Source organism: Rickettsiella endosymbiont of Xylota segnis, assembly GCF_964019545.1.
In the GTDB taxonomy this organism is placed as follows: domain Bacteria; phylum Pseudomonadota; class Gammaproteobacteria; order Diplorickettsiales; family Diplorickettsiaceae; genus Aquirickettsiella.
Window position 1 is genome coordinate 1125103 of the sequence record NZ_OZ026451.1, and the last position, 14860, is coordinate 1139962.

At 41.4% G+C, this 14860-nt stretch carries 8 protein-coding genes; all 8 read left to right on the forward strand.

Annotated features, from left to right (window positions below):
* Positions 1-7: 7 nt before the first annotated feature.
* The 8 genes from AACL18_RS05220 to AACL18_RS05255 all read left to right on the forward strand — a co-directional run bounded on the left by AACL18_RS05220 (position 8) and on the right by AACL18_RS05255 (position 14595).
* Positions 8-1591: a glycosyltransferase family 87 protein gene (locus AACL18_RS05220; protein WP_339049755.1), complete on the forward strand. Its 1584-nt coding sequence runs from the start codon at positions 8-10 to the stop codon at positions 1589-1591.
* A gap of 3 nt (positions 1592-1594) precedes the next feature.
* Positions 1595-2377 carry a prolipoprotein diacylglyceryl transferase gene (gene lgt, locus AACL18_RS05225; protein ID WP_339049756.1) on the forward strand — a complete coding sequence of 261 codons (783 nt, stop codon included), beginning with the start codon at positions 1595-1597 and terminating at the stop codon, positions 2375-2377.
* Between the two features lie 278 nt (positions 2378-2655).
* Positions 2656-3942 carry an MATE family efflux transporter gene (locus AACL18_RS05230; RefSeq protein WP_339049757.1) on the forward strand — a complete coding sequence of 429 codons (1287 nt, stop codon included), beginning with the start codon at positions 2656-2658 and terminating at the stop codon, positions 3940-3942.
* 175 nt (positions 3943-4117) lie between these two features.
* The gene (gene gpmI, locus AACL18_RS05235; RefSeq protein WP_339049758.1) at positions 4118-5671 is read left to right on the forward strand and encodes a 2,3-bisphosphoglycerate-independent phosphoglycerate mutase; all 1554 of its coding nucleotides are present in this window, start codon (positions 4118-4120) and stop codon (positions 5669-5671) included.
* 132 nt (positions 5672-5803) lie between these two features.
* Positions 5804-6580: an outer membrane protein gene (locus AACL18_RS05240; protein ID WP_339049760.1), complete on the forward strand. Its 777-nt coding sequence runs from the start codon at positions 5804-5806 to the stop codon at positions 6578-6580.
* 67 nt (positions 6581-6647) lie between these two features.
* Positions 6648-7166: a hypothetical protein gene (locus AACL18_RS05245; RefSeq protein WP_339049761.1), complete on the forward strand. Its 519-nt coding sequence runs from the start codon at positions 6648-6650 to the stop codon at positions 7164-7166.
* Positions 7076-10384, forward strand: coding sequence for a choice-of-anchor D domain-containing protein (locus AACL18_RS05250; protein ID WP_339049762.1), 3309 nt, complete (start codon positions 7076-7078; stop codon positions 10382-10384). The genes AACL18_RS05245 and AACL18_RS05250 overlap by 91 nt, the downstream gene beginning before the upstream one ends.
* 452 nt (positions 10385-10836) lie before the next feature.
* Entirely contained in the window at positions 10837-14595 is a 3759-nt protein-coding gene (locus AACL18_RS05255; RefSeq protein WP_339049764.1) for a choice-of-anchor D domain-containing protein, read from the forward strand.
* Positions 14596-14860 lie beyond the last annotated feature (265 nt).

A 14860-nucleotide genomic window follows, 5' to 3' on the forward strand; every position in this document is an offset into this window, starting at 1 on the left:
TTTTTATATGTCATTTAAAAAAATCTATCCTTCTGTTTTTTTACTCAGTGGAATCATTCTACTTGGAGTAATTTTAATACTTAATTTTATTTATCCCCTGAGCTTGGGAAAAACTAATATCCTCTATAGTGACTTTGGAAAATTTTATCATTCTCAACACTTGTTTATTCAAGGAAAAAATATCTATACACCAATTTATTTTGTAAAAAATAAACTACATACATCCACGCCTACTTCAAAAGCTAAACCAACACACTCCAAAGTCTTTTTATTAAGTGGAAATTTAAATCCACCTTTTTTTACGCTGATTAGCTTTCCCTTGGCCTACCTAAGTTATCCCCATGCATTATTATTGTGGACCTTACTTTCGATGTTCGCTGGAACACTAGGAATTTTATTATTACAACAAAAACTGGATGGAGAGACTTTTTCGGTATCCTGTGCACTATTGTTGTTAATCGCCTTATTCAGCTATTTTCCTAGCTTTGTAAACTTACAATTTGGGCAAGTAAGTTTATTATTACTTCCCTTATTGGTCTGCGGATGGCGTGCTGCACGTCAGAAAAAAACCATTAGCGCTGCAATTTTTTTAGCGCTAGCAAGCAGTTTAAAACCCTTTATCGGTTTATTTTTATTTTATTTTCTTATGCGCAAAGAATGGCGAGGTTTATGCGCATTTTTACTAACACTGTTCAGTTGTGCCTTGATCGCAGCACTATTTTTGGGGTTTGATAGTTATGCGGCTTATTATCACGTATGTCAACAAATAAAATGGGCTGCTTCAAGTTGGAATGTCTCGATTTATGGTTTTTTATTACGTCTAATAGGTGGCATTGAAAGTAATGTGGCTTTGCTACCCGTTCCTGGACTCATTACCTATCTTTATCCACTGCTAGCAGGAATTTTTTTTCTTGCAATTATACAATTTTTAAGATCTGCGCCTGAGATCCTAGCGCAACGAAAAATAGATCTTGATTTCTCAGTTATCATCACCGCTATGTTATTATTATCTCCTTTAGGTTGGCTGTATTATTTTCCTTTATTGAGTATTCCAATATTAATTTTATGGCAATGGGCAAAAACAGGGATTTATCCTATCGCTTTGCCGATAATGTTAATGACCTGCATTTTTTTTAGTAATATTCCCATCAGTTTATTCAGTAGCGAACAGATCCATACCGCCAATGTTCTGCATGTATTTTTTGGTTCCTCACTTTATTTTTTAGTCCTAATTGGTTTAACTAGCTTACTATTTTGGTTGCGCTATCGTTTAGCAGGCGATACACACAAAACTTTCAGTGCGAAAAATAGTTACCCGCAGCAATCGGATTTTTGTCAAGGCGGCGTGAAAATGAGCAACCGGAGTGTATTCAATATACATGAGGATTGCGAATTGAGCGGCAACACAGACAAAAATTCCAATGCTAAGAGTATACATTTTGAAAAAATACCCTCAGGCCTGTTATTATTAATCGGCATAGTGGTTTTTTTACCCTCTTACCATGGAATTGGCAAAGGCACTGTTGACTGGCTATTGCACAGTACGCATTATAGTCAGCAATACTCACTCGTTGCTCATCATCAGGAATAAACTATGTTGATCTACCCTACGATGAACCCGATTGCATTTAACCTAGGACCACTTAAGGTGCATTGGTATGGCCTTATGTATGCAGTTGGATTTATAGGTGCATGGCTACTGGCTATTTATCGCGCAAAAAAGCCAAATAGCGGTTGGACTATCGATGAAATTGGCGATCTGCTTTTTTATACAGCACTCGGTGTTATCTTAGGCGGACGTGTTGGTTATATGTTGTTTTATGATTTAGGTAACTTCTTAAGTCATCCTTGGATTATTTTTCAGGTGTGGCAGGGCGGAATGTCCTTCCATGGCGGTCTTTTAGGTGTTTTAGTCGCATTATATTTATATAGTCGAAAAACCGGGAAACACTTTTTTGATATTACTGATTTTGCTGCCCCTCTGGTGCCGATAGGTTTAGCAACGGGTCGGATTGGTAATTTTATTAATGGCGAATTATGGGGGCGCATCACTGATGTACCTTGGGCCATGGTGTTTCCACATGCCGGAGGATTACCTAGACATCCATCGCAACTTTATGAATTCTTTTTTGAGGGAGTTGTGTTATTCACTATCCTCTGGATTTATTCGAGCAAAAAAAGACCACGCATGGCCGTTTCAGCGTGGTTTGCCATTTTATATGGTATTTTCCGTTTTGGACTCGAATTTTTCCGCCAACCCGATGCACAATTAGGTTTTATTGCGTGGAATTGGTTAACGATGGGCCAACTACTTTCTATTCCGATGATCCTGTTTGGGATATTTTTGCTGTACCGAACACATAGCAACAAAATTTAGTATTGCAAAAGAATAATTTAAGCTTTTTTGGTCTTACTCATTATTGCAAGCACCGAAGCGCGCAGCAATCGTTACATTCCGCTCGCCATGATGATAATTTTTTATACTCTTTAAACTGTTTAATTCAAATTGATTTCTAGACTTTAGGTTTAAATCTAGCCAAAATAGTAGAAATCTTCATCAAAATTTAAATTTTTCATGGCATGTGTGTAGATCAATATTGCAAGACTTTTTTTTCAGAAAGCAAGGTTCTCTTGGTTTTAGCCATCCCGCTGATTATGAGCGGTATTATTGAAACCTCTGTGGGGTTTTTTTCAAATATATTTCTTGCTCATCTCGGTGCGACGAGTCTAGCTGCTGGAGCCTTAGTGAACTGGGTATTCATCACATTAATGGTGATTATTTGGGGAACACTTTCGTCGATAACCACACTCGTCGCTCGATATTATGGTGCAAAAAAAAATGACGAGATTTCCTATGTATTCTATGCTGGGCTATTATTGGCTATCGTTTTAATGCTGCCAGCCATGCTATTGTTATGGAATCTTTCATCAATTTTTTTATTTTTTGGACAAGCACCTGCGACGGTTAAATTAGCCCAATTCTATCTTCACGGACTTACTTGGGCCATTATTCCTGATTTTATTATTACCGTATTATTACAATTTGTTGCCGGCTTAGGCCGAACCAGAACCAATTTAACCTTTAGTTTACTATTTGTCCCTCTCAGTATCTTTTTCAACTATAGTTTAATGTTTGGAAAATTCGGTTTTCCTAATTTAGGTATTGCCGGAATTGGTTGGGGCGCTGCCATGACTTTTTGGATTATCACCTTAGGGTTTAGTATTTACTTTTGCTTGAATAAAAGTTACCGCATTTATTTTAAGTTTCCTCACTGGAAAAAAATAACGCCGCAATTATATGAAATTTTTCAAGTCGGTTTACCTTTGGGTTTAACCTATTGCTTCGAAGTAGGTTTCTTTTTAGCCATGAGTATACTAATGGGCCGGATTAGTGCAGATACATTGAGTGCCAATCAGATTGCTTTACAATTTTTTTGGCTATTTTCCATTGTGACGTTTGCTCTAGCTCAGGGCATTACCATTCGCGTAGGACATAGTGTCGGTGAGAGTAATAAAAAAGCGGTAAACAACGCAACTATTGTGGGCATATTTTATGCGAGTACTTTCATGCTCTTAGTCGCTTTAATTTATTGGATTTTTCCAGAAAAACTGATTGCTATCGACTTTAATCTGCATGATCCTAAAAATGCTACTATTGTGCGTTTAGCAAAAGAATTTTTAGCGCTTGCGGCCTTAGTACAGCTCTTTGAAGCACCTCGCTTTGCTTTATTTGGCGCGCTACGTGGTTTGAAAGATACGCGATTTACATTGTTTAGTTCTGTTTTAATATTTTGGATCATTGCTTTACCCATAGGCGCTAGCGCGTTATCGTATGGTTTTGCTGGCTATGGGATTTGGTGGGCTACGATTCTAGCTGAAATCATCGGTATATTTTTATTGGTATGGCAATATCGCCGTAAAGTAAAAGAATATCTCTTTTAAGCTATCTGCTGCAAAATTTAGGTAAGAAAAGTAGTTACTCATAGCAATGGGATTTTTGGCAGGCGCTACGAAAACGAGCAACCGGAATGTATTCAAGATACATGAGGATTGCGATCTGCGCGATACACAGACAATGTCAAGTGCGAAGGGTAACATTAAAAAAGTAGGTTTTAATATGTCTAAACTTAATCCTCGTCCCATCCTATTGCTTATATTAGATGGATGGGGTTATAGAAAAGAAAAAGGGCATAACGCCATCGCAATGGCCAATACGCCGCATTGGGATTACTTACTGCAAACCTATCCACACACACTACTGGATGCATCTGGTTTAGCCGTAGGATTACCTGCGGGTCAAATGGGTAACTCAGAAGTCGGTCATCTCACCATGGGTGCCGGCCGAGTAATTTATCAAGATTTAAGCCGTATTAATAAAGACATAGAAACTGGAGAATTTTTTAACAACCCTTGTTTGCTAACAGGATTTAAAAAAATCAAAGCCAGTCAAAAATCAGTACATATTTTAGGACTTTTATCGCCAGGCGGTATCCATAGTCATGAACAACATTGGTATGCCTTACTTGAATTAGCCGCGCAACAAGGAATTCAACAGTGTTACTTACATCCTTTTCTCGATGGCCGTGATACACCACCAAAAAGTGCGGCCAACTATCTAGAAAATCTCGAAAAAAAATGTAAACAATTGGGTCTTGGCAAAATTGTCAGCCTTATCGGTCGTTATTATGCAATGGATAGAGACAACCGTTGGGAGCGTACGCAACTAGCGTATGATTGTTTAAGCTTAGGCGAAGCACGCTATACTGCCGATACTGCTTTACATGCTTTGCAATTGGCTTACTCACGTGGAGAAAGTGATGAATTTGTTTCGCCCACTACAATTCACGATGAAAATAAACCGCCAGTGAAAATTAAAAAGGGTGATCTTGTTATCTTTATGAATTTCCGCGCTGATCGTGCACGTCAACTGAGTCATGCTTTTCTCGACAAACAATTCTCAGGTTTTATTCGACAAACACAACCACATCTAGCAGGATTTATCTCTTTAACTGAATATGCTAGCGACATCCCCAGTCAAATTGCTTTTCCTCAACAATCCTTACGTAATGGCTTAGGTGAATATCTTGCTCAACATCATTTGACCCAATTACGTATTGCAGAAACTGAAAAATACGCACATGTCACCTTCTTTTTTAATGGTGGCGATGAAATCCCTTCAGCAAATGAAACACGCGTTTTAATCCCTTCAAAGAAAGTGAGTACCTATGATCTTACTCCGACAATGAGTGCTATCGAAATTACTCAATATCTGTTAGAAGACATTAAAGAAAAAAAATATGATGTTATCATTTGTAACTTTGCCAACCCCGATATGCTAGGACATACTGGAAATTTAGCAGCAACTCTGCAAGGAATTAGCTGCATTGACGATTGTATTGGCAAGCTTATTGCTTGTTTACAAGAATATGGTGGTGAAGCCATCATTACTGCCGATCATGGTAATGCTGAATGTATGTTTGATGAAAAAACGCAACAAGCACATACTGCTCACACCAATGAACCTGTACCGTTTGTTTATATCGGTCGACCGGCGAAAATAAATCCAGTCAAGCATGCAAGTTTAGCGGATATCGCCCCTACTCTTTTAAGTTTATTAAATTTACCTAAACCGAAAGAAATGACCGGTCAAAACTTACTTGCACTGAAATAATTTTAGCATTTCGTTCCTTTTTTTCACAATAATTCTCCCTTAAATAAAAATCGCCTATCTTGTAATTGATAAAAAATTAAGGAGAGACTATAAATTAAGAACAAGCTGAGTTCGCTTGAATAAGGAGACTTTGTGAAAAACACATCGATTAAATGGATTGTCATTATCTCTTTGCTTTTTACAAGCAACGCCTTTGCAAATGCCAATGACTGTGGTTGTTGCTTAAAACCCATTTTGCCGACTAAAGGCGTCTGGTATGCCGACTTAGCAGCAGGCTGGGTATTTAACTACCATGCCGATCAATATACCGTTTCTCAACAAAACTTCTTTCCAGATGTTTACTTTAGTGACAACAATCAAAATAGTGAAGTACTGGCTTTATCGGGAGGTTATAGTTGGCATCGAGACGACGTATGGCTACCTATTTTAAGCTTAGGTCTAGAATATAGTTATTATTTTCCCATCAAGTCAACTGGTTTCATCCAAAAATTTTTTAGCCCTAACCTTACCGACTATACCTATGAATTTAAAACCCATTTTCAACAACTTAATTTACTAGCGAAAGCTAATATTTATCGTTGGTCGAGCGGTCTTTCTCCCTATCTTTTAGGCGGGATTGGCAACAGTTGGAATACACTGAACTCTTATACCGAAACCGCTTTACCCGGTATTACACCGCGTATCCCTCCCGGATTTAGTAAAGGAACAACGAGTAACTTCGTTTATATCCTTGGATTCGGCATGGACTATGACATCAACAAAAATTTTCAAATAGGCCTAGGTTATCGCTATGACGTTTTAGGAAAAGCACGTAGTGGCAATGGGGTTTCAACTTTTGCTAATGTCAATTTAAAAGGCCGATCCAACCTAAGTACTTTACTACTTAATCTGCGATATTACTTTGCTTAGCTCGTTTAGATAAGCTTGCTTGCATTTGATCTTACTTTGTCTAGAAAAATTATAATAAGGATATTTTATGAACAACAAAACTCGTATCATTGAGCCTATCGGCTGGAGCCTTCAGAATCCTTTCCCTGCCACGGTGACCATAGGAACAGATTATGAAGCAGTCTATCAGCTCGTCAGCAACCTGCCTGCTCCTATGCCGGCCCCTTTAACCGTTACCTACACCGGTGGAAGTGATTTCACCGTTGTAGACCAATGCTCCGGTCTGTTTCTTGTACCAGGGCAAACCTGCAACGTGACCGTCCGCTTTACTCCATCCAGTGCAGGCGTACAGCAATTTCAACTGACATTGCATTACTTTAATGATGTCGTGCCGCTACCCGTACAAACCATGACCGCAGAAGGCAGTACTACTTTAATTGTAGGCAGTGTCACTCAAGCATTACCCGCAACCACTGTCGTTAATCTATCTATCCTATCATTTTCACCTTTCAAAATGTGGGCGGAAATGCAGCAACCAATCTTGATCTACAACGCAATTATCCAGCAGATTTCACAGAAGAAAATAACACCTGTTCAACGACTTTAGCTGCTGGAGCAAGTTGTAGTGTTCAAGGAAGCTTGATCCCTTCTAACCCAGGTAATTATGAAGTGGCCGCCGATTTATTTTATGCCGAAAGTGTAACACCTGCCTCGGTATCGACTAGTACTAACGCCATCGAGATTATAGTTACCGGTGCAGTCACCACACCTTTGCCCGATCCCACTGTTGTCGGTGAGAGCTTTCCGGTTGTATTTGCCTATACCAATAACAGTGACTTGCCCGCGACCAGTGTCAATATCACTACGAACTATCCGCCAGGATTTATTCAGCAATCCGATAACTGCACCGGCACGCTCAACGCCCACTCCAGCTGTACCCTACAAGGAACGTTCACACCTGCCACGGCCGGTGATTTTACGGTCGGCGTCTCTTTGACCTACGCTGAAAGCAATAATCCTGTGCCACTCTCTACGAGTACTACGGCGGATATCGGAGCCTCAGGTATTGTCGGGGATGTCACCACGCCTTTACCCGCAACAACTTCCATCGACGTCAGTTATCCCGTGGTGTTTACCTATACCAACGAAGGATCAGTCACCGCAACAGGCCTCAATATAACAAGCAACTATCCGCCGGAATTTACTCAGCAATCCAACTCCTGCTCCGGTAGCTTAGGTGTGGGATCAGTTTGTACGGTAACAGGAAGCTTGCTGCCTACCAGTGTAGGAAATTATACCGTGGATGTTTCGTTAAGCTATGACCAAAGCATCAACCCTGTTCCTTTGTCCACCACTACCTCTGCGATTGCGGTGGCTATTACCGGTACGGTAAGTACGCCTTTACCAGCTATCAGCGCTATTAATACCAGTTATCCTGTTATCTTTAGCTATAAGAATAACAGCTCAGTCGCTGCCAGTGGTATGGTGTTAACGCCTAACTATCCGGCTGGCTTTACTGAAAATACCAATACTTGTGCATCCGGAACACTGGCTGCCGGTCAAACCTGTAGCATACAAGGAAGTTTTATACCCACTAACGAGGGGAATTATACCGTTGCTACTTCTTTGACCTATACAGGCGCCCCTGCGGCCATCCCACTTTCTACCAGTACTTCGACACTGGAATTTGTTCTAACCGGAGACGTCAGCACACCTTTACCAGGAACGCTGGAATTAGGTAATGAGTATCCCGTGGTATTTACCTATACGAATGCTAGTCCGTTACCCGCGACTAACTTGGTTTTTACACCGAATTATCCAGCTGACTTTATGCCAGAGACGAATACTTGCACGAGTACCTTAGCCAGCAATAGCGCCTGTGCTGTCTCTGGAACACTGATCCCCAGCAGCAACACAGCTCCTGGACCAATCACCGTAGGACTCAATTTGGCTTATTTTGAAGGTTCACCGAGCGTGTTAACTACCAGCTCAGAAGTAGAGAGCATAGTTGTTATTACCGGTACCGTCGTTGAAGCATTACCGCCTACGGAAACGGCATCCGCTACGCCACTACCTGTCGTCTTTCAATATACCAATGACGGCAATGCACCCGCTACCGGATTAAATCTAACAACTAATTATCCTCCTGAATTTACCCAAGATTCTAATACCTGCACAGGAACACTAGGCGTCGACGCAAGTTGTCAGATCACCGGGAATTTAGATATTAGTGCAACCGGTAATTATTCAGTGGGTGTGACATTAAACACCAATGAAGTTGCACCCGTTGCGTTAATCACTCAAACTTCAATAATTGCCGCGGAAGTCATCGGATCAGTCGTGCAAGCCTTACCGGGAAGTACGGTCATTAATACTAAATATTCCGTTACGTTCTTGTTCATTAATGAAGGCGCTGTTGACGCAACGACAGTTAATATAGTCACTAACTACCCTGCTGATTTTCAGCAAACTTCAGATACATGTGGCGCAACATTAGCGGCTGGTGCCAGTTGTAGAGTACAAGGGACACTTACACCCACAAGCGAGGGATCGCAAACGGTAGAGCTAACCTTTCAATACGCTGAGGGTAGTGATATTCCTTTATCCACATCCACTATCGTCGGTACGCTGGTTTTACAAGGTATCGTGCAACAAGGTTTTCCTGACGTAGCAAGTGCTAACACGGCTTATCCATTAACATTTAAATATACCAATCCAGGCCCTGGTAATGCTACCAGTTTGACTATCAGCAGCACTCCAGGTTTGGACATTACCTCCAACACCTGTACGGGAACACTACCTGCAAATAGCAGTTGTACCATAGAAGCCAGTTTTACACCCACCCAAATTGGTGCTTATGCGGCAGGTGTAACCTTATCCTATAATCAAGGTGAAGACATCCCTTTAAACACCTATACCGTCGTTGGCAATAGCTTATTTATTGCTGGAGGTGGTGAAGGCTTTCTCCGCACTACACCGAATTGGTCAAAATGGACTACTCGAGATAACGCTAACAATGTTAATTTAACCGGTATCGCTTTTAGTCCACAATTACAACGCTATGTTATGGTTGGTAACTATAATAGTTCGGGTGTCAAAGGATTTCTTCAATTTACGAGAGATGGAATTAGTTTTAACGACTATGCATTTCCCTCACCCTTTTTACCACTAAATATTATCTGGAACCCTGACCTTTCCCAATTTCTGACTGTAGGTGGAAATGGAGGGATTGCAAGCAGTGTCGATGGTTTAAACTGGATAACTCAAACCAGTCCGGTTAATACCACTTTATATAGCACTAGCTGGAGCCCACAACAACACCAATATGTCGTAGTGGGTGCAAATGGTACTATTTTAACCAGTCTAGATGGTATTGATTGGCAATTACAAACGAGTGGTGTTGGCGACATCTTAACCGCTGTGGCATGGAGTCCAAGTTTGGAGCGATATGTTGTCAGTACCAGCGCTAATTATGTTTTAAATAGTACTGATGGCACCATCTGGAATAATCCGGGTGCAAATATAGAATTTATTGCACAGAGTGTCACCTGGTCACCTACACTGGCCCAATTTGCTCTAGTAGGAAATAATACTTATATAGCTACGAGTAGTGATGGCCAGCAATGGCAGAAGCAGCAATCAGGAACAACGAAAGTTATTAATGATGTCATTTGGTTTAGTTACTTGAATAAGTTTTATGCCGTAGGCACAAATACTAATGTTTATAATAGTGCAACCGGTTTAAATAAGTGGGATAATAAGTCGCTTACCTTAATTGATAATTATTCAATCAATGCGGTAGCCGCAGGCGCCGTTGTTGGTTAATCATAACTTTAAAATAACTTACCTATCATTGCAGGCTTAAAAGGGAAGGTAATGTTGACAACTAACATTATCTTTTTTTATTAAATTAATAACAAAGAAAAATTTCTGAATAGTAAAAATATTTAAGTCTGAACTTAGTAATATTTCTAACGTTACTATGAATTTCTATTGAAATAAATAAACTTTTTTTCTTGGTAGAAAATCTATATTGCTAACAAATTATTTACAATATAACTTTTCCCTATAAATAAATTTGCCTATCTTGTAATTGATAAAAAATTAAGGAAAGAATATAAATTAAAAACCGGTTAAGTTAACTCGAATAAGGAGATTCTGTGAAAAAACATCGATTTAATAGATTGTCATTACTCTGCTCCACTTTTGCCAATATCAATTAGACCGATCCACTCTAAATGTCTTATTACTTAACCTCGATATTACAAGGAAATTCCATGAACAACAAAACCCGTACCATTGATCCTATCGGCTGGAGCCTTCAGAATCCTTTCCCTGCCACGGTGACCATAGGAACAGATTATGAAGCAGTCTATCAGCTCGTCAGCAACCTGCCTGCTCCTATGCCGGCCCCTTTAACCGTTACCTACACCGGTGGAAGTGATTTCACCGTTGTAGACCAATGCTCCGGTCTGTTTCTTGTACCAGGGCAAACCTGCAACGTGACCGTCCGCTTTACTCCATCCAGTGCAGGCGTACAGCAATTTCAACTGACATTGCATTACTTTAATGATGTCGTGCCGCTACCCGTACAAACCATGACCGCAGAAGGCAGTACTACTTTAATTGTAGGCAGTGTCACTCAAGCATTACCCGCAACCACTGTCGTTGAATCTATCTATCCGGTCATTTTCACCTTTCAAAATGTGGGCGGAAATGCAGCAACCAATCTTGATCTACAACGCAATTATCCAGCGGATTTCACAGAAGAAAATAACACCTGTTCAACGACTTTAGCTGCTGGAGCAAGTTGTAGTGTTCAAGGAAGCTTGATCCCTTCTAACCCAGGTAATTATGGAGTGGCCGCCGATTTATTTTATGCCGAAAGTGTAACGCCCGCCTCGGTATCGACCAGTACTAGCGCCATCGCGATTACCGTTACCGGCGCAGTCACCACACCTCTACCCCATCTAACTGTTGTCGGTAATAGCTTTCCGGTTGTATTTGCCTATACCAATAACAGTGACTTGCCCGCGACCAGTGTCAATATCACTACGAACTATCCGCCAGGATTTATTCAGCAATCCGATAACTGCACCGGCACGCTCAACGCCCACTCCAGCTGTACCCTACAAGGAACGTTCACACCTGCCACGGCCGGTGATTTTACGGTCGGCGTCTCTTTGACCTATGCTGAAAGCAGTAATCCTGTGCCACTCTCCACGAGTACCACGGCGGATGTCGGTGCCTTAGGCATTGTCGGTGATGTCACCACGCCTTTACCGGCAACCACGTCAATCGACGTTAGTTATCCCGTGGTATTTACCTACACCAATGAAGATTCCATCACCGCAACAGGCCTCAATATAACAAGCAACTATCCGCCGGAATTTACTCAGCAATCCAACTCCTGCTCCGGTAGCTTAGGTGTGGGATCAGTTTGTACGGTAACAGGAAGCTTGCTGCCTACCAGTGTAGGAAATTATACCGTGGATGTTTCGTTAAGCTATGACCAAAGCATCAACCCTGTTCCTTTGTCCACCACTACCTCTGCGATTGCGGTGGCTATTACCGGTACGGTAAGTACGCCTTTACCAGCTATCAGCGCTATTAATACCAGTTATCCTGTTATCTTTAGCTATAAGAATAACAGCTCAGTCGCTGCCAGTGGTATGGTGTTAACGCCTAACTATCCGGCTGGCTTTACTGAAAATACCAATACTTGTGCATCCGGAACACTGGCTGCCGGTCAAACCTGTAGCATACAAGGAAGTTTTATACCCACTAACGAGGGGAATTATACCGTTGCTACTTCTTTGACCTATACAGGCGCCCCTGCGGCCATCCCACTTTCTACCAGTACTTCGACACTGGAATTTGTTCTAACCGGAGACGTCAGCACACCTTTACCAGGAACGCTGGAATTAGGTAATGAGTATCCCGTGGTATTTACCTATACGAATGCTAGTCCGTTACCCGCGACTAACTTGGTTTTTACACCGAATTATCCAGCTGACTTTATGCCAGAGACGAATACTTGCACGAGTACCTTAGCCAGCAATAGCGCCTGTGCTGTCTCTGGAACACTGATCCCCAGCAGCAACACAGCTCCTGGACCAGTCACAGTAGGCCTCAATTTGACCTATTCTGAAGGAGCACCGATCAATTTAACAACTTCATCAGAAATACAAAGTTCTGTTATTCTTACCGGCACCATCCTTGAAGCATTACCGCCTACGAAAACGGCATCCGCTACTCCAGTCTCAGTCGTCTTTCAATATACCAATGACGGCAATGCACCTGCTACCGGATTAAATCTAACAACTAATTATCCTCCTGAATTTACCGAAGATTCTAGGACCTGCACAGGAACAACACTAGGGGTCGGTGCAAGTTGTCAGATCACCGGGAATTTAGACATTAGTGTAACCGGTAATTATTCAGTGAGTGTGACCTTAGACACCGCCGAAACCTCACCGGTAACACTGACAACACAAACCTCGATAATAGCTGCAGAAGTGGTTGGATCGATAGAACAGGGCTTACCCAGTAGCACTGTTGTTAATACCGGCTATCCAGTTACGTTCTTATTCACCAATGAAGGAGCGGTTGACGCAACAGCAATTAATATAGTGACTAACTATCCTGCTGATTTTCAGCAAACTTCAGATACGTGTGGAACAACATTAGCGGCTGGTGCTAGCTGTAGAGTACAAGGAATACTCACACCCACAAGCGAGGGGACGCAAACGGTAGGCGTAACCTTTAATTACGCTGAAGGTAGTGCTATTCCATTATCAACATCCACTACGGTGGGTACATTAGTCTTACAAGGTATCGTGCAACAAGGTTTTCCCGATGTCACAGCTCCTACCCTAACTTATCCATTAATATTTGAATATACGAATCCTAATCCTGCCGATGCCACGGGTTTGAATCTGAGTAGCACGGTACCTCCCGGTTTGGACATTACCTCCAACACCTGCACGGGAACGCTCGCTGCGAATAGCAGTTGTACCATACAAGCCAGTTTTACCACCGCAACTGCAGGTAATTATACGGCGGGTGTGACCTTATCCTATGACCAAGGTACACCCATTCCTTTAAATACCTATACCGTAACTGCCGCGACCGGTAATACCTTATTAATTGCTGTAGGTAATTCGGGTTTTTGTCGAACCTCACCGAATTGGACTACTTGGACTAATCGAGATACATCCAGCAATATAACTTTGACCAGTATAACATTTAGCCCACAATTACAATTATTTGCTATGGTAGGTAGACAATCTTCTTCCGGAGTTGTACGAACCACAAGCGATGGAGTTGCTTACACTGCTTTCCTCTGGTCACCAAGTTTTTTACCAGAATGTGTAACCTGGAGCTCTGACCTTTCGCAATTCTTAGCTGTTGGTACGAATGGAGGGATAGCCACCAGTACAAATGGCATCAGCTATGTTACCCAAACATCAGGAGTAACCGTTACTTTAAATGGTGCTATGTGGAATTCACAACTTCAAGAATATGTCGTCGTAGGAGGAAACGGGACTATTTTAACCAGTCCTAATGGTATCAATTGGCAGCAGCAATCTAGTCCTGTTACTTTTAACTTAACTGATGTGGCATGGAGTCCGTCCCTAGGTCGTTACGTGATCTCTATGCTTGTGACTAACGCGATATTAAGTAGTACCGATGGCATCACCTGGAACGTTGTTGTACACACCCTCACCGCGGGTGGTCGATCAGTTGTCTGGTCACCGCAGTTTAGTTTATTTGCCATGGGATTGACTAATTCCAATGTCGGTACGAGCAATAATGGTGAAGTCTGGCAATCGGTGTCTACGGGAGCTCCAACAACGGGTAGTATAAATGACATTATTTGGTTTAGCCGCCAAAATCGATTCTATGCAGTAGGTAATAGTGCTTGGGTTTATTTTACAACAAGTCCTAACTCATCACCCTGGCGTGAAAAAACGCTTACGCTTTTTGGTGGCTCCAATATTCTTGGTATAGCCGCAGGCGCCGTTGTTGGTTAATCATAACTTTTAAAATAACTTAGCTATCATTGCAGGCTTAAAAAGGAAGATAATGTTGGATAACTAACATTATCTTTTTTTTTTAAATTAACAACAAAGCAAAAAAATTCTTGGATAATTATCTACTTTTTTTATTTTTACGCGAGTAAATTTTTTTTAATCATGCTAGTTTTTAATCTGGCTTACTTTGATTTATGAATAATTTTATTACTTGCAACAAGCAGTGCAAACATTCCTTGTATAGATTTTCCTGAGCTGCAGGAGG